Raw genomic sequence first — 15901 nt, 5'->3', positions numbered from 1 at the left:
TATGCGAGCACCACGCGGCGACCGACCGAAAGAGGGGTGCGGCGGTCCGGAAGACAGAGGGACGGCTCAGGCACCGAGGTCGCATCCACGCGGGGTCACGGGCAGCGCGGCAAGGCCGGCTGGGGCGTGACGGGCGTACGGCGAAGGCCGTACGGCGCGATGATCGCGAACCTCAGATGCGCAACGTCCACCTCTATCGGAGACAACAGGACGTCAGAAACGATAACGGCGTCCAGAGCGAATGGCAAAGCTTTGAGATCACCGCCGTGCCTGGATGAGGGCGTGGGTTCCGCTGGTGCGCCACCGCTGGCCGTGTGCGGCGTCGAGGTCCGCCTCGGTGCGCTCGTCGAGTCCGACGATCACGTCGGACTTCAGCGTCCGCAGGGCGGCCACCGCTCCGGGGAAGTACGCGGTGCGCTCCTCGAACGGTGTGGTGGCGGGCCAGAGCCGGTCGCCGACCAGTCGCCGGTAGTTCAGGTCGCCCTTCATGACGGTCACGTCGGCATCGGCGAACTCCTGGCGCAGGTCGTCGGGCATCTGCGCATACGGCAGCGGGGCGCAGGAGAAGGCGTGGCCGCGGACGGTGAGCCGGCCGCTGCCCATGGCCGCCCAGAGGCGCTCGCCCACCTCGGCCGCGACGCCCCGCGCGCCGCGCAGACGGCGCAGGCAGTCGATCACGTCGGCGGTCATGGCGTCCGAGACGTAGTACGGGTACGGCTTGACGTGCAGCAGGACCCGCTCGGCACGCCGATGGCGCAGGAGGTGGTCGATGAGGATGAGGTCGGGCAGCAGCTCGCGCCCCGCGTTGTCCGCGACCAGGCACAGCGTGGCCGCGCCGCCCTCGGGCAGCAGGGACCACAGCAGCTCGGAGTCGTCGGCGACGAGGCGTGAGTCGGCGGCCCCGGCAGCGCCGCCGCCCACGGCGAAGCCCAGGTCGGCGCGGTTGCCCCACAGCGAGCCCAGGAGCAGGGCCTGACGCTGCTCACCGAGGGGCCGCGGGGCCAGCCGGTCGAGCGCCGCCAGTTCCTCGTCGGCCTCAGCGGTGTGCAGTTCCGCCTGCTTGAACGGACGGAACGGGTCGATCCCCTGCCAGGGACCGGTCCCGAAGTACCCGACAGCCGTGAGGAGCCGTCGGTAGAAGTAGCTCTCGGCCCACAGGAAGGGCACGTCGAACCAGGACAGACCGACGTACTCACGCCCCCACTCCTCCCACAGGTCACGGTCGTGCGCCTCGGGTTCCGGCGGCTCGACCACACCCTTCGTGGCCTGCGCGAGGAGTGCGTCCAGGGCGCGATGCTGCCGCGGCCCGTAGGGGAAGGCGTCGCGCACCTTCTTGATGAGCGCGGGGTGCCGCTCGGCGAGCACGCTCCTGGGGAAGGAGCCGGGTACGTCGCTCAGGATGACGGGGGCTTCGACTTCGACTGCGTCTGGCATGTCTCTATGGTCCTCCGGTTCGCATTCGGTTCCCTGTGGCGCGGTACGAGGGGCCCTAGACCCCGCCCGCTTCCTCGTCGCCGCCCGGCCTGACGCGTACGTGCATGCGCTCGCCCTGGGCCCCGTACAGGGCGAGGAACTCGACGGGGATGTCACCGCCGTTGGCGAAGCCGTGCGGGGTGCGGGTGTCGAACTCGGCGGCTTCGCCCGCGGTGAGCACCAGGTCGTGCTCACCGAGGGCGAGCAGCAGTCGGCCGGAGAGGACGTAGAGCCATTCGTAGCCCTCGTGTGTTCCCTGCTCGGGGCGTGTGGTCCGTGGGGTGCTGTTTCTGGGGACCGGCATGACCTGCTTGTAGGCGTGCATCCCGCCGAGGTAGCGGGTCAACGGGACCCAGGTGTTGCCGTGGCGCGTGAACGGCCGGGGGTGGATGCGCGGGTCGCCCGTCTGGGGCGCGCCGACCAGCTCGTCGAGCGGGACGCCGTAGGCCTTGGCCAGCGGCAGCAAGAGCTTCAGGGTCGGCTCGCGCTGTCCGGCCTCAAGCCGCGAGAGCGTACTCAGGGAGATCCCCGTCTCCTCGCTCAGCCGGGCCAGGGTGGCGCCCCGCGCCTTCCGCAGCGCCCGCAGCCGCGGACCGACGGCGGTCAGTACATCCGTGAGTTCGACGTCGTCGCCCATCCCTCTATTTGCCGGGGCGGCAAATAACTTTGTCAAGCCGCCATGGCCGCGCGCACGGTTGCCGCAGAGCAGAAGGAGCCCACATGAGCGACCACACCACCGACCACCAGGCCGACCGCGCCCACACCGACGGCACCCACGCCGCTTCCACCGCGGATTCGGCCGCAGCGTTCTGGGACGAGCGCTACAACCAGAGCGACCGACTGTGGAGCGGCGAGCCCAATGCCGCTCTCGTCCGCGAGACCGAGGGGCTCGTCCCGGGCAGCGCCCTGGACCTGGGCTGCGGAGAGGGGGGCGACGCGATCTGGCTCGCGCGGCAGGGCTGGCGCGTCACCGCCACCGACATCTCCCGCGTCGCCCTCGGCCGTGCCGCCGAGCACGCGGCCCAGGCGCAGGTCGCCGATCGCGTCGACTGGCAACACCACGACCTGGGCGCCTCCTTCCCGACCGGAAGCTACGACCTGGTCTCCGCCCAGTTCCTGCACTCACTCCACGAGATGCCGCGCGAGCGGATCCTGCGCGACGCCGCCGCGGCCGTCACCGAGGGCGGCACGCTCCTGATCGTCGGACACATGGGCTTTCCCGCCTGGGAGACCGAACCGCACCCGGGTGTGGACTTCCCCAGCCCCCAGAAGGTCCTGGCCTCACTCGACCTGCCGGCCGGGCAGTGGGACGTACTCGTCTGCGACACCCATGAACACTCCCTGACGGCCCCCGACGGGGAGCCCTCCACCCGGACCAACTACACCGTCAAACTGAGGCGCCGCCGGTCCGACGGGTGACCTTGCCCAGGCCGGGCCGGCCGTGGCGCTCTCGCCGCGGCCGGCCCGCCGGGGCGGTCGCTACCGCTGCGCCGTGTCCGGTGCCGGGGTGCGGAAGCGGGCCGTGGTCGCGTCCTCGCTCCAGCGCTGGAGTCCGGCCTTCTCCAGGACGCGGACCGAGGCCGGGTTGGACAGTTCCACGTCGGCGTACACGGCGTGGACGTCCGGCGAGGTCAGGGCGTACGCCGTGAGGGCCCGGGCGGCCTCGGAGGCATAGCCCCGGCCGCGACGCGAGGCCACAATGCCGTACCCGATCTCGAGAGCGCCGTCGCTCGGCGGCCAGAACAGGCCGATCGCTCCGATCACCAGGCCACTCGCCCGCCCGATGATCTGCCGCCCAGTGCGCCAGGCGGCGGTCACCGAGTACGGCGGTGATCTCGTCGGCGGGCCAGGGCCGCAGCACGAGGCGGTCAGTGGTCAGATCCGTACCGGACGTTGAGAGAGAAGAAGACACGCGATACTCCTGGTCGTTTCAGACGACCGGGCCGCTCAACAGCTTCGTGCGACCCGGACAAGGGCAGGCTGATGAAGCGTCTGGCGGGCCATATTCATCAACCTCCCTTGTCGCAGGTGATCTGCCGCAGGTGATCTGCCGCAGATGATCGCGTCGTTCGCGCGTCCGTCGAGTGTAGGGCAGGAGGGTGCGGTCCTGCCCCAACGATGCGAACGGGGAACGGTCTTCAGCGGCGTACGCGGTGGAGCGGGAGCAGCACCCGGTCGCGCCGGGCCTATGCCTGTCCGGGCAGTCGCACGGTCAGAGTCACCTTGCTCCCGCTGGGTCCCGCTGAAATGGTGAGTTCGTCGGTGAGGAGTCCGGCGAGCCACAGTCCCCGGCCGCCCGGGTGGCCGTCGAGGCCCGGAGCCAGTTCAGGGATGACGTCGGCACTGAAGCCGGGACCCACGTCGTGAATGTGGCAGGCCAGATGGCCGTTGCTGCGCTGCAGGATCAGCGTGCCGCCGCCGCCCGCGTGCTCGACCGCGTTGACCGCCACCGCGTCCAGAGCCACGATGAAATCGCTGCGCCGTGGTTCGGTCAGTCCGTGGTGGTCGGCGTGCTGCTCGACGAGCATCCGCAGCCGGGGCAGATCGTCCTGGGTGAATCGCGACTCCAGGAGGGTGACGGGAGGGACCTCGCGCGGGTCTGACGTGCTCGTCATCAGCGGTCCACCTCGCTGATCACCATGTGGGGCACCTGGTCGGCGCCTGCTCGGCGCAGTATGCGAGCCGATGTCGGTGGGCAGTTGACCTGGACCGGGCCGTGCGGATGTTCCAGGACCAGCCGCAGCAGGTCCACGGCACAGGCGACGCCGAGGAAGACGAGGCCGGTCAGGTCCACGATCAGCGGCTGTCCGGCATCCTCGCCGCGCCTGAGCCCCTCGCGTACGGCGGCGATGAATTGCTCCCGGGTGGCGAGATCCGCCTCGCCGGCCAACTGCACCTGTCCTTCCGCTTGTTCCGTGTGCAGAGCCCCGAGGCCGGGCAGCAGCCGACAGGGGTGCGCCTCGTGCATGGCCGCCAGGACACCTGGATGGAACCATCGACTGTCGTAGGCACAGATCTCGGTGTAGGGGCGGTCGGTGAACAGATGCTGGGCATGGGATTCGCGGTGCATCATCACCTCGACATCGGCGCCCAGGTGCCCCACCCAGTGCATGTCGATATAGGTGCGCAGCCCGCTGTAGCCCTCGGCCAGGGCCCGGTCGGTCTCCTGCGTGATGCGCTCCCACTGCCGTACGGGAGTGAACGCTTCCTGGGGGTGGATGAGGGCGCGCATGCTGCTGAGCACCAACTGCCCCTGGTTCCGGGCCGACCCCAGCAGGGCTCCCGGCGCGTCGAGGCGGCCCCAGACCTCCTCCTCGTCCATGTGCGGAGCGGCGAAGATCATCACCTTCTCGCGCTTGACCAGCCCCGCCCACGCGAAAGCAGACGCCACGTCGCGGCCCGCATCGTCGTCGGCATAACTGACGAAAGCGTGGTCGCCCGCCCGTAGGTGCTGGACTGGGATCGTACCGACCGACGCCGAGCCGGCATCCGCCATCTCTCACCTCCGGGGCCGAGGCGGCCCGACGGGGACAACTGGGGGTCACACGTTAGCGGTCCGTACCTCACGGCGGCATATCCCCAAGGACAGAGACAATTGGCTGACTACGCGAGCCGTCTTGTTGACCGAGAGTGCATCCAGATGTTCTGTTGCGTGCGGGTTTTGATCGTTGGATGCCGTCATGCTTCTGTCGGCCGCCGACGGGTGCGAACTCAGGATGCCGAGAGGGCCCCATCGACGAGTGCGCGCGCGTAGGCGGCGTCCAGTTGGCTGGGCCGGAAGAGGATGCGGTACATCATCGGCGCGACGACCCGGTCGATGACCCGCTCCGTGTCCGGGACGGCCTCGCCCCGCTGCGACGCACGGGCCAGGACCACGTCGATCTGTTCGGCGGCGTAGGCGGAGCACTGGCCGGCGTTGCTCCCGTCCGGGTCTCCGAGGAGGGCGTCCCTGATGTACGCGCGCCCCGGCGGGGAGGCCATCTCGTCGAGGAACTGCTCGGCCCACGCGCCGAGGTCCGCGCGCAGGGTGCCGAGGTCGGCCGGCGGCGCCTCGGGGCGCAGGTGCTCGACCGCGACGTCGGACAGGAGTTCCTGCAGGTCTCCCCACCGGCGGTAGACGGTCGACGGCGTCACTCCCGCGCGGGCCGCGACGAGAGGAACCGTCAGCGCGTCGCGCCCCAGCTCGCTCTGCAGTTCGCGGACCGCCGCGTGGACCGACTCCTGAACACGCGCGCTGCGCCCTCCGGGCCGGACCATGGGCTTGGGACTCATGACTCCACTCTATCTCCTTAAGGCAATTTCGTTGCTTCTAGCTGGTGTCACCACCCAGGCCAGTGTCACCACTCAGGCCCCGACGGGAGCCAGCCGCCCCGCTGCGGTGCCGGTACCAGCACCGGCCATCTCGTAGGCGCGCCCGACCCGCAGGACGGTCGCTTCGTCGTGGGGGCGCCCCATCAGCTGCATGCCGATCGGCAGGCCCGCGCGGTCCTGGCCCACGGGCAGGGTCAGCGCAGGCACTCCGGTGATATTGGCGGGCGCGGAGAGACGGACGTAACTGTCGGAGACGGCCTCCACCGTGCCGTCCGCCCACTCCACGCTGTCCTGACCGGACTTGGCAGCCGTCATCGGCACCGCGGGGGCTGCGACCACATCGACCTGCCCGAGCATCTGCGCCCAGGCCTCGCGCATCAGCGCCCTCGCCCGCTGGGCCCGGAGGTAGTCACCGGCGGACACGAACTCGCCCGCCTCCAGCAGGACGCGGACATCCGCCGAGTAGAGGTCAGGCACCGAGCGGAGAGTCCGCTCGTGGTACGAAGTCGCCTCGGGGACCATGAGCCCCCACTGGGCGGCCTGGATGTAGCGCGCCAGCGGGATCTCCACCTCGACGAGTTCGGCCCCGAGCTCTTGGAGCTGCCCGATGGCGCGCCGCACGTTCTCTTCGACCTCCGGGCTGATCCGCTCGAAGTAGTAATTACGCGGTACGCCGACCCGCAGCCCCGAGAGGTGGTCGGCGGGGTCGCGCCGGTCTTGTCCCACCAACGCGGCGAGGACCAGCTCGGCGTCCCGCACCGTGCGGGTGAGAGGGCCGACATGGTCCAGGGACCAGGAGAGCGAGGTCACTCCTCGGCGGGAGATCAGGTCGTACGTGGGCTTGAGCCCGACCACGCCGTTCAGGGCCGCGGGCACGCGGATCGAGCCGCCGGTGTCGGTCCCCAGCGCGAAGGTCGCCTCTCCCGCCGCGACGGCGACGGCCGAGCCTCCGCTCGAACCGCCGGCGACGCGGCTGTGGTCCCAGGCGTTGCGTGTCTGGGGGGTGGTCAGCCCGTAGGCGAACTCGTGGGTGTGGGTCTTTCCCAGCAGCACCGCACCGGCCTCGGACAGGCGCGCGGCGACGGCGCTGTCGCGTTCGGCGACGTGGTCCGTCCTGACGCGCGAGCTCGCCGTGGTGGGCATGCCCTCGGCGTCGATCAGATCCTTCAGGCCCATGGGTATCCCGTGCAGCGGACCGCGCGACCGCCCCTGGGCGATCTCACGTTCGGCTCGCGCCGCCGCGTTCCGGGCGGAGTCCGCGGCGACGGTGACGTAGGCCTGGAGTCGTGGTTCCACCGCTGCGACGCGGTCCAGCACCGAATCGGTCAGCTCGACCGGGGAGAGCTCTCCCGCGGCGATGGCGCGGGCGGCGTCGGCGAGCGTCAGCTCAAAGGGCTGCATCGACGTGCTCCTGTCCGGCCGCGGAGGACGGGGCGCTCGGCCGGCCGGCCGCATAGGACATCGCGGGCGGCGTGTCCCCGAAGTCCAGTTCGCGCAGTGTGGCGATGACGGACTGGATGTAGGTGGCCGTCGACGCCACCGCCTCGTGACGGTCGCTCTCCAGCGGCAGGCCCGCCCGGAGCGCCCCTCGGGCGGCCTCCTGCGGGGTGAGTTCGGCGGCGTTCATGTGCGTCCTCTCGGCGGGCTCGACAATCAAAAGCTAACCGTTTGCTTTAGCGAGACTGTAGGGCCTACGCTGCTTTAACGCAAACGCATTGCTTTTAGCTTCAAGACCCACCGCCCTGCCGACTTGAGGAACGCCACATGTCCACATCCCAGCACCACGCCAGCTCTCCCACCGGCGCACCTGCCTGGACGGTGGGAGAGCTGACCGTCCACCGTGTCGACGAGGTGCACCTGCCCCCGCAGACAGGTCCCTGGCTGCTGCCCGGAGCAACCCCGGAGCTCGTGGCCCGAACCCCTTGGCTGCAGCCGGACTTCGCGGACGAACAGCGCGTCCTGCGGCTGGCCAGCCACAGCTTCGCGGTCCAGGTGAACGGGCTTCGCGTGCTCGTCGACACCGGTATCGGCAATGGCAAGCAGCGGGCCAACCCCGCGTGGGACAACCTGAACACCGACTACGTGGCGCGGCTGACGGAGGCGGGCTTCGCACCCGAGACGGTGGACCTTGTCGTCCTCACCCACCTGCACACCGACCACGTGGGATGGAACACCCGGCGGGACGGGGACAGGTGGGTGCCCACCTTCCCCAACGCCCGCTACCTCACGGCCCGCACCGAATGGGACTACTGGGCCGGCGTCGACATGGACGAGCCCAGGCGCCAGATGTTCCGGGACTCCGTGCACCCCATCAGGGACGCCGGCCTGCTCGACCTGGTCGACGTCCCTCACGGCGGCACCGACATCGCGCCGGGCGTCCGCCTGCTCCCCACTCCGGGCCACACACCAGGCCAGGTGGCGGTGGAGCTGAGCAGTCACGGTGAGAGCGCGCTCATCACCGGTGACTGCATCCATCACCCCGTCCAGCTGGTCCACCCCGAGCTGGGCAGCTGCGTGGACATCGAGCCCGCGGCGGCGGCCAGGACCCGCCGGGAGCTCCTCAACTCACTCTCCGGCACCCGGACTCTGCTGCTTGGCAGCCACTTCCCGCCACCCACCGCGGGCCACGTGATTCCCGAGGGCGATTCTTACCGGCTCGTCCCCGCGTGAAGGCAGGGTCCACCCATGCCCGTCGTTCAGCCCCGCTCGAAGACGGCGACGCTGCGTGCGGGGACGTCGAAGGTGCCTGAACTCCTCTCGTACGAGGCGGACTTGACGACGGAGTCGGCGCCCTTCTCCTGGAGTGGGTGGAGCCTGTACGTGGTGTCCTCGAGAGCCGCGATGCGCTGCTTCTGTGCGTCCGGGGTCGCGTTGAAGACGACCACGAGATCCCCGAGCTCCATGGTGATGACGCCGGGGGTCTCTGCGGCGGTGCCCGAGAGGGGGAAGGAGAGCCGGGACTGGACCTGACCGGCCGTGGCCAGGGAGAACGCGGGCTCGGTCGCGCGCAGCTTCACCAGGTCCTGGTAAGCGGCCGACGTTCCGTTGATCTCCGCGCAGCCCGGGATCAGGGACCCGGACGTCAACAGGGGCTTTCCGTACGGCCACTTGTCCTTGTTGTCGGCGGCCGGGGGCAGGCCTCGTCCGAAGCCGTTGCCGTCCCGGCAGTCCCAGTGCAGGGCGTTGAACCAGTCGCCGCTGTCGTAGGAGTTGCGGTCCAGGGACTTGGAGCGCAGCAGGTCGCTGCCGGCCTGGGAGAGGGACGGGCCCTGCGCCAGGGTCGCGGTCGCCATCGCGAGGACCTGCATACGGGAGCGCTCGGCCGGCGTGGTGTCCGCGGGCAGCTTGAAGGCGAGCGCGTCGTAGAGGGATTCGTTGTCGTGGGCGTCGGAGTAGGAGAGGGCGTCGCCGGGGGCCGCCGCGTAGCCGGCCGGTGCGCCGTTGTAGTCGACCTCGGAGCCCTTGACGCGCTTGCCTGCGGAGTCGGTGAACGTGTAGTCGGCGAGGTTACCGGTGAGGGCCACCTTGAGCAGGTCCTGGTAGTGCAGGAGCCGGGCCTTCTGCTCGGCCGGGGTGCCGTTCGCCTTCGACGCGTTGGGGTCGGTGAACAGGCCGCTGGCGAAGCCCTGGACACCGGGGTCCTCGTCGAAGGGGCCGCCGCCGCGCACCGCGTCGCGGCCGCGGTCGGAGAAGGTGGCGATGCCCGTACCCGCCATGTTCTTCTGGGTGGCCTGGACGAAGCGGGCGTCGTCGGCGATCTCGCCGAAGTTCCAGCCCTCGCCGTAGAGGACGATCTTCTTGCCGTCGACGCCGTCCTTCTTGAGGGTCAGGGCGTCCAGGGCCTTGCGGACGGCCAGGATGTTCGCCTTGGGGTGGTGGCCCATCAGGTCGAAGCGGAAGCCGTCGACCTTGTACTCCTTGGCCCAGGTGACCAGCGAGTCGACCACGAGTTTGCCCATCATGGCGTTCTCGGGCGCGGTGTTGGCGCAGCAGGTGGAGGTGGCCACCGAGCCGTCGGCCATCAGCCGCTGGTAGTAGCCGGGCACGATCTTGTCGAGGACGGACTTGTCGGCCTGGCCGCTCGCGACGGTGTGGTTGTAGACGACGTCCATCACCGTCCGCAGACCGGAGCCGTTGAGGCCCTGGACCATCCGACGGAACTCGACCGTGCGGCGGGTTCCCTCGGGGTCGCTCGCGTAGCTGCCCTCGGGCACGGTGTAGTGCAGGGGGTCATAACCCCAGTTGTAGGCGTCCTTGGCGGCGGACTTGGCGACGCAGGCCTGCTGCTCGTCGGAGTCCGGGGCGGGGGCCGTCAGGTCACAGTCGGGCTCGGCCTGGTCGGCGGCGCGCTCGGGGATGGTGCCGATGTCGAAGGCGGGCAGCAGATGGACGTAGGAAGTCCCCGCCTTGGCCAGCTCGCGCAGGTGCTTCATGCCGTCGGACGCCGTGTCGGTGAAGGCGAGGTACTTGCCGGGGTGGCGCGCCGTGCGGTCCTCGACGGAGAAGTCACGGACGTGCAGCTCCTGGATCTGCGCGTCGCGCAGCGGCTCGGCCTTCGGCTTCTTCAGCTGCTCCCAGCCCTCGGGGGCCAGCTTCGGGTCGTCGAGGTCGACGGCGATGCTGCGCCGCGAGTCGGCCGTGAGCGCCGTGGAGTAGGGGTCGGTGACCTTGTTGGTGACGACCTTCTGCACACTGGGCGCCCACACCTTCACGACGTACCGGTACTGCTTGCCCGTCCAGCTCCTGGCACCGGCGACGGACCACACCCCACTGGCGTCGTCGCGCCGCATCGCCACGCGCTCGCCGTCGATCTCGAGGCTGACGGACTGGGCGGTGGGAGCCCACAGGGCCGGCGTGGGGCGGCCGTCGCGGAACCGCGGGCCGAGGGCGGCCTTGGTGGCGGTGGCGCTGTACAGGTCGTCGAGGACGCCCTGGGTCTGGACGCCGGTGGCGGTCAGCAGGGAGCCGTCGGCACCGCTGCGGGTGGCGACGAGCTGGCCGGTGAGCGCGTGGCGTACGCGGTCACGGTCGCGCGGGTCGACGGCGAAGGCGGCGTAGCTCTTCAGGTGGGGGTATTTCTTGCGCTGGGCGTCGGTGAGGCCGCCTTCGGCCGGGGTGAGGCGGATGCGCTGCCCCTTGCCGGTGAGTTCGCCGTCCTTGACGGCCAGCCGCCCGTCGCGGGCGTACACCAGCTCCTGGGAGGCGGCGGCGCCTCGGACATCCCAGGCGACGGTGTTCTTGTCGATCCACTGGGCCCGGGACATGGACAGGTCGAGCGCGGCGGGTGCGTCGGCTGCGGCCGATGGGCGGGGCACGGCGGCGGCCGAGGGCGTCAGGGGCGCGACGGCCGCGAGCAGGGCGAGGGCCGTGGTCACGAGGGTGCGGCGGGGGGAGCCGGTCAAGGGGAGCTTCTCCTTGTGCGTTGCGGGACAGGGTGCGGAAAGTGAGCGTCGGGGTGGGCCGCCCGGCAGCGGGGAAGCGAATGCCGGGCGGCCCGTGAAGCGGGGCGGTCAGCCGCGCCGTACGGCGGTCAGCAGCTCTTGGCCCCGGCATGGAGGGCCAGCGCGGTGTTCGGCGCCACGGAGGCCGTGAACTGGCCCGAGCCGTTGACGGTGACGCTCCTGCCGCTCTGGACGTCGCAGTAGCTGCCTGCGGCGAGCGACGTCTGGAACGTCCGCTTAACCGATGAGCCCTCGTGGTTGATGACCACGTACGCCTTGTCGCCACGGCCGAACGCGATGGCGTCGTTGCCGTTGTCCCACCAGTTGGTCATCCCTGTTCCGCGTGCGGTGTTGCGGAACTTGACCATGCTCTTGATCTCGGGCCAGGCGTGCTGGCATTTCCAGCCGTCGCTGTAGCAGGCGTTCACCTGGCCACCGCCCGGCGATCCGGCGTCGGTGCTGCTGAACTCGTAGCCGGAGTGCACGTCCGGCGAGCCGTAGGGCAGGGCCAGCATGAAGACGTGCGCGAGGGTGTAGTTCGCACCGTCCTTGTAGTTGAGGGTCTGGCCGTGCCGCTCGGTGTCGTGGTTGGCGACGAAGACGGCGGCCGAACCGCTGGGCAGGTAACCCCAGCCCTCGCCGAAGTTCTTCAGATAGGCGAGCTTCTCGTTGTTGAACACCCGCTTCAGGTCCCAGCCGTAGCGGAACTCCTGGGCGTCGCCGGTGGCGGTGTAATCGCTCGGAGAGACCGCCTCCCCCGCGCCGTAGATCGTCTCCTGCTTGAAGTAGGCACCGGGGTTGCTGAGCCGGGACTTGATGTTCTTCAGGTCGTCCACCGGCATGTGCTTGGCCGCGTCGATCCGGAAGCCGTCGACGCCCAGGGACAGCAGATCGTTCAGGTAGGCCGCGACCCGCCCCCGGACGTACTCCTCACCGGTGTCGAGATCGGCGAGGCCGCCCAGTTCGCAGTTCTGGACGTTCCAGCGGTCCTGGTAATTGCTGATGGACGCCTTGCAGTTGTCCATGTCGAAGACCGAGTACGTGCCCGGGTAGTCGTACTTGGTGAAGGCGGACCCGGCCGAGCCGGTGCCGGAGGCGTTCGTCATGTGGTTGATGACCGCGTCGGCGACGACCTTCACCCCGGCTGCGTGGCAGGTGTCGACCATGTTCTTGAACGCGGCCCGGTCGCCGAGCCGAGTGCCGATCTTGTAGCTGACGGGCTGGTAGGCGGCCCACCACGCCTCACCCTGGATGCGCTCCTGAGGCGGGGAGACCTGTACGTAGCCGTAGCCGTCGGGGCCAAGCCGCTGCGTGCACGCCTTGGCCACCGAGTCGAACTTCCACTCGAAGAGCACTGCGGTGACGTCCTTGCCGCCGGGTGGGGCGGCCTGTGCCTGCGGGGCTCCGGCGACGATGGTGCCCGCGGCTCCCGCGACCAGGGCGAGGGCGGCGGCGAGGGGTCTGCGGACTCTGGTTTTTGGGCCGGCCATGAGGGCCTCCTGCATGAGTGAGGTGTGACTGCATGAGTGAGGTGTGACCTTGTCCGGCAACGCGCCGTGCCCGTAAAGGCCGTTGAAGGATGTTGCAGAAACATTTCAACGCCGTTTTCGGTCGAGACCGTACGACCCTCAAGAACCTCGGTCAACCCTCCCCGCACACTCTCGCGTCAGATGCGGGACCCCGGGAGTTCACGCGTCGCAAAACCTTTCGCAAGACATTGCGACGGTGCTACGTTCAACCACGACTCCGGTCCGGGCGGCCGGGGGTCCCGGACAACGGGCCCCACGCGCCCGGCCGTTCGGACCGGGTCTCGAGACGGGGAGGCCTCGGCGCCATGTCATCACCCCGCTGCCCCATCAGGGGCCGGCGCCGAGGACCTCCCGCTCAGCTCAGCGCCGCGCCTGCGCCGTCGAGCCGCGCACCACCAGCTCGGGCTGGAAGACGAACTCCGTGTGCTGTACGGGGTTGCCGTGCAGCTCCTCGAGCAGCGCGCCCACCGCGGCGCTCGCCATCGCCTGCACCGGCTGGCGCACCGTGGTGAGCGGCGGGTCCGTGAAGGCGATCAGGGGCGAGTCGTCGAAGCCGACCACCGAGACGTCTCCGGGCACCGACAGGCCGCGCTCGCGCGCGGCCCGGACGGCGCCGAGCGCCATCATGTCGCTGCCGCAGACGACCGCCGTACACCCTTGGTCGAGCAGGACGCTGGCCGCCGCGTGCCCGCCCTCGACCGTGAACAGGGTGCGCTGCACGAGCTGTTCGTCCTCCCCCTGTGCCAGGCCGAGCAGCTCGTGCAGCGCCGCGGCGAACCCCTCGGCCTTGCGCAGCGAAGGGACGTAGCGGGTCGGGCCGATGGCCAGACCGATCCGCCGGTGGCCCAGGTCGACGAGGTGACGCACCGCCATCCGCACGGCCGCGCGGTCGTCGGGCGAGACGAAGGACACCGGGATGTGTTCGTTGTAGCCGTTGATGAGAACGAACGGCACACCGCGGGCGTGCAGTTCGAGGTACCGGGCGGGGTCCGCCGTCGTGTCCGCGTGCAGCCCGGAGAGGAAGACGATGCCGCTGACCCTGCGCTCCTCCAACTGCTCGACCAGCTCGTCCTCGCTCGCCCCGTCCGGCATCTGGGTGCACAGCATCGGCGTGTAGCCGTGCCCGGACAGGACCTGCTCGACGACCTGCGCGAAGGCGGGGAAGATCGGGTTGCTGAGCTCGGGGATGACAAGACCGACCAGACCCGCGCTGTGCCGCTTGAGCCGCATCGGCCGCTCGTAGCCGAGGACGTCCAGGGCGGCGAGCACCCGGCGCCGGGTGCCGGCGGCCACCCCCGGCTTGCCGTTGAGCACCCGGCTCGCGGTGGCCTCGCTGACGCCGGACTGGGCCGCGATGTCCGCGAGCCGCGGGACGCCCCGGTCTCCCCGGTCCCCTCCGTCTCCCCGGTCGGCGGACCGCGGCAGGGAGAGGGTCACACCGCCCACCAGACGGTGGTGTCGGCGGGCAGCTCGACCTTGCCGTCCACCGTCTCCACCTCGGCGTTGGCCAGCAGGAATCGGCCCGGGGCCGGGATTCGTACCGTGTCGCCGGTGGTGTTGGCCGTGCACACGAAGCCCTCGCGGCGGAAGGCAAGGACACCCTCGGGGGCATCCAGCCACTCCAGCGAATCGCCGGCGCCGAGTCCCGGCTGCTCCCGGCGCACGGCGAGGGCCCTGCGGTACAGCTCCAGGGTGGAGGCGGGGTCGCCGGTCTGCGCCTCGACGCTGAGCTCGCCCCAGTAGTCCGGCTGCGGCAGCCAGCTGCCGCCCGCTCCGAACCCGTGGCTGGAGCCGTCGACGGTCCACGGGATCGGCACCCTGCAGCCGTCACGGAACCCGTCCTGCCCGCTCGCGCGGATGAACGAGGGGTCCTGGCGCACCTCGTCGGGCAGCTCGGTGACGTCCGGCAGGCCCAGTTCCTCGCCCTGGTACACGTACGCGGAGCCGGGCAGCGCCAGCATCAGCAGCGAGGCGGCGCGGGCGCGCCGCAGGCCGAGTTCGCGGTCGCCCGCGGTGTTCAGCTGTGTGCCGAGCCCCGGCGGGTTGGCGAACCGTGTGGCGTGGCGGGTGACGTCGTGGTTGGAGAGGACCCAGGTGGCCGGGGCGCCGACGGGCCGCATCGCGGCCAGCGACACGTCGATGACCTCGCGCAGCTCGGCGGCGTCCCAATGGGTGCCCAGGTACTGGAAGTTGAAGGCCTGGTGCATTTCGTCCGGGCGCACGTACGCCGCGGCGCGCTCGACGGTGGGGGTCCACGCCTCGGCGACGAGGATCCTGTCGCCCGCGTACTCGGTCAGGACCTTGCGCCAGCTGCGGTAGATCTCGTGCACGCCGTCCTGGTCGAAGAACGGCATGACGTCGTTGCCGAGCAGCTTGAGCTGGTCGGCGCGGCCGATGTCGGGCAGCCCCTCCGCCTTGACCAGGCCGTGGGCGACGTCGACGCGGAAGCCGTCGACACCCATGTCGAGCCAGAACCGCAGGATCGAGCGGAACTCGTCGTGGACGGCGGGGTGTTCCCAGTTGAAGTCGGGCTGCTCGGGGGCGAAGAGGTGGAGGTACCACTCGCCGTCCGGTGTCCGCGTCCAGGCGGGGCCGCCGAAAACGGACTCCCAGTCGTTGGGCGGGAGTTCACCGTTCTCGCCCTTGCCCGCCCTGAAGTGGTAGCGCTCGCGCAAGGGCGATCCCGGCCCCTCGCGCAGGGCGCGCTGGAACCAGTCGTGCTGGTCGGACGAGTGGTTGGGCACCAGGTCGACGATGACGCGCAGGCCCAGGTCGTGGGCGTCCCGCAGCAGGGCGTCGGCGTCGAGGAGGCTGCCGAACATCGGGTCGATCGCGCGGTAGTCGGCGACGTCGTAACCGGCGTCGGCCTGCGGCGAGGAGTAGAAGGGGCTGAGCCAGACGGCGTCGACGCCGAGGTCCCTGAGGTAGGGAAGGCGGGCACGGATGCCGTTCAGGTCACCCATTCCGTCACCGTTGCCGTCGGCGAAGCTGCGCGGGTAGACCTGGTAGATCACCGCGCCGCGCCACCAGTCCGTGTGGGTGCCGGAGGCGGGGGCTGCAGGGGCAGCGAGATGCTGGGTCATGTCTTCCCTGAGATCGAGAGGTCGAGTGCGAGGGGGTGTGTCGTGTCAAGACTTCTTGGCGGTC

General features: G+C 70.3%; 12 protein-coding genes and 2 pseudogenes. 2 read left to right on the top strand and 12 right to left on the bottom strand.

What is annotated here, in order from left to right; translation table 11 throughout:
- Positions 1–258: 258 nt before the first annotated feature.
- Complete coding sequence (locus tag AB0I94_RS13725; protein WP_363309717.1) at positions 259–1434, bottom strand: damage-control phosphatase ARMT1 family protein; 1176 nt, start codon at positions 1432–1434, stop codon at positions 259–261.
- 55 nt (positions 1435–1489) lie between these two features.
- Complete coding sequence (locus tag AB0I94_RS13720; RefSeq protein WP_363309716.1) at positions 1490–2110, bottom strand: helix-turn-helix domain-containing protein; 621 nt, start codon at positions 2108–2110, stop codon at positions 1490–1492.
- An 83-nt stretch (positions 2111–2193) separates the two neighbouring features.
- Here AB0I94_RS13720 and AB0I94_RS13715 point away from each other — a divergent pair, with 83 nt between their 5' ends.
- Entirely contained in the window at positions 2194–2892 is a 699-nt protein-coding gene (locus tag AB0I94_RS13715; RefSeq protein ID WP_363309715.1) for a class I SAM-dependent methyltransferase, read from the top strand.
- A gap of 60 nt (positions 2893–2952) precedes the next feature.
- On the opposite strand, the pseudogene AB0I94_RS13710 reads toward AB0I94_RS13715, so the two are convergent.
- The 6 genes and pseudogenes from AB0I94_RS13710 to AB0I94_RS13685 all read right to left on the bottom strand — a co-directional run bounded on the left by AB0I94_RS13710 (position 2953) and on the right by AB0I94_RS13685 (position 7411).
- A pseudogene (locus tag AB0I94_RS13710) lies at positions 2953–3385 on the bottom strand (GNAT family N-acetyltransferase).
- A gap of 274 nt (positions 3386–3659) precedes the next feature.
- On the bottom strand, positions 3660–4088 hold the full coding sequence (locus AB0I94_RS13705) for an ATP-binding protein (RefSeq protein WP_363309713.1): 429 nt from the start codon (positions 4086–4088) through the stop codon (positions 3660–3662).
- Entirely contained in the window at positions 4088–4969 is an 882-nt protein-coding gene (locus AB0I94_RS13700) for an MEDS domain-containing protein (RefSeq protein ID WP_363309712.1), read from the bottom strand. The genes AB0I94_RS13705 and AB0I94_RS13700 overlap by 1 nt, the downstream gene beginning before the upstream one ends.
- A gap of 215 nt (positions 4970–5184) precedes the next feature.
- A complete protein-coding gene (locus AB0I94_RS13695; RefSeq protein WP_363309711.1) occupies positions 5185–5745 on the bottom strand; it encodes a TetR/AcrR family transcriptional regulator in 561 nt (186 codons plus the stop codon).
- 72 nt (positions 5746–5817) lie between these two features.
- Positions 5818–7185 carry an amidase gene (locus AB0I94_RS13690; RefSeq protein ID WP_363309710.1) on the bottom strand — a complete coding sequence of 456 codons (1368 nt, stop codon included), beginning with the start codon at positions 7183–7185 and terminating at the stop codon, positions 5818–5820.
- The gene (locus AB0I94_RS13685; RefSeq protein WP_363309709.1) at positions 7172–7411 is read right to left on the bottom strand and encodes a hypothetical protein; all 240 of its coding nucleotides are present in this window, start codon (positions 7409–7411) and stop codon (positions 7172–7174) included. The genes AB0I94_RS13690 and AB0I94_RS13685 overlap by 14 nt, the downstream gene beginning before the upstream one ends.
- A gap of 137 nt (positions 7412–7548) precedes the next feature.
- On the opposite strand from AB0I94_RS13685, the gene AB0I94_RS13680 reads away from it, so the two are divergent.
- Positions 7549–8454, top strand: coding sequence for an MBL fold metallo-hydrolase (locus AB0I94_RS13680; protein WP_363309708.1), 906 nt, complete (start codon positions 7549–7551; stop codon positions 8452–8454).
- A gap of 26 nt (positions 8455–8480) precedes the next feature.
- Here the strand turns inward: AB0I94_RS13680 and pulA are convergent, their stop codons facing one another.
- The 4 genes and pseudogenes from pulA to AB0I94_RS13660 form a co-directional block, all read right to left on the bottom strand.
- Positions 8481–11186, bottom strand: a complete 2706-nt coding sequence (pulA, locus tag AB0I94_RS13675) for a pullulanase-type alpha-1,6-glucosidase (RefSeq protein ID WP_363309707.1) — start codon at positions 11184–11186, stop codon at positions 8481–8483.
- Between the two features lie 131 nt (positions 11187–11317).
- Positions 11318–12715: pseudogene (locus tag AB0I94_RS13670) on the bottom strand (alpha-amylase family protein); the annotation flags it as partial.
- A gap of 399 nt (positions 12716–13114) precedes the next feature.
- Positions 13115–14179, bottom strand: a complete 1065-nt coding sequence (locus tag AB0I94_RS13665; RefSeq protein WP_363309889.1) for a LacI family DNA-binding transcriptional regulator — start codon at positions 14177–14179, stop codon at positions 13115–13117.
- Between the two features lie 8 nt (positions 14180–14187).
- Complete coding sequence (locus AB0I94_RS13660; RefSeq protein ID WP_363309706.1) at positions 14188–15837, bottom strand: glycoside hydrolase family 13 protein; 1650 nt, start codon at positions 15835–15837, stop codon at positions 14188–14190.
- Positions 15838–15901: the final 64 nt, after the last annotated feature.

Source organism: Streptomyces sp. NPDC050147, assembly GCF_040660195.1.
Taxonomy (GTDB): domain Bacteria; phylum Actinomycetota; class Actinomycetes; order Streptomycetales; family Streptomycetaceae; genus Streptomyces.
The sequence above is the reverse complement of the archived record's forward strand: the minus strand, read 5'-3'. Positions and strand labels throughout refer to the sequence as shown.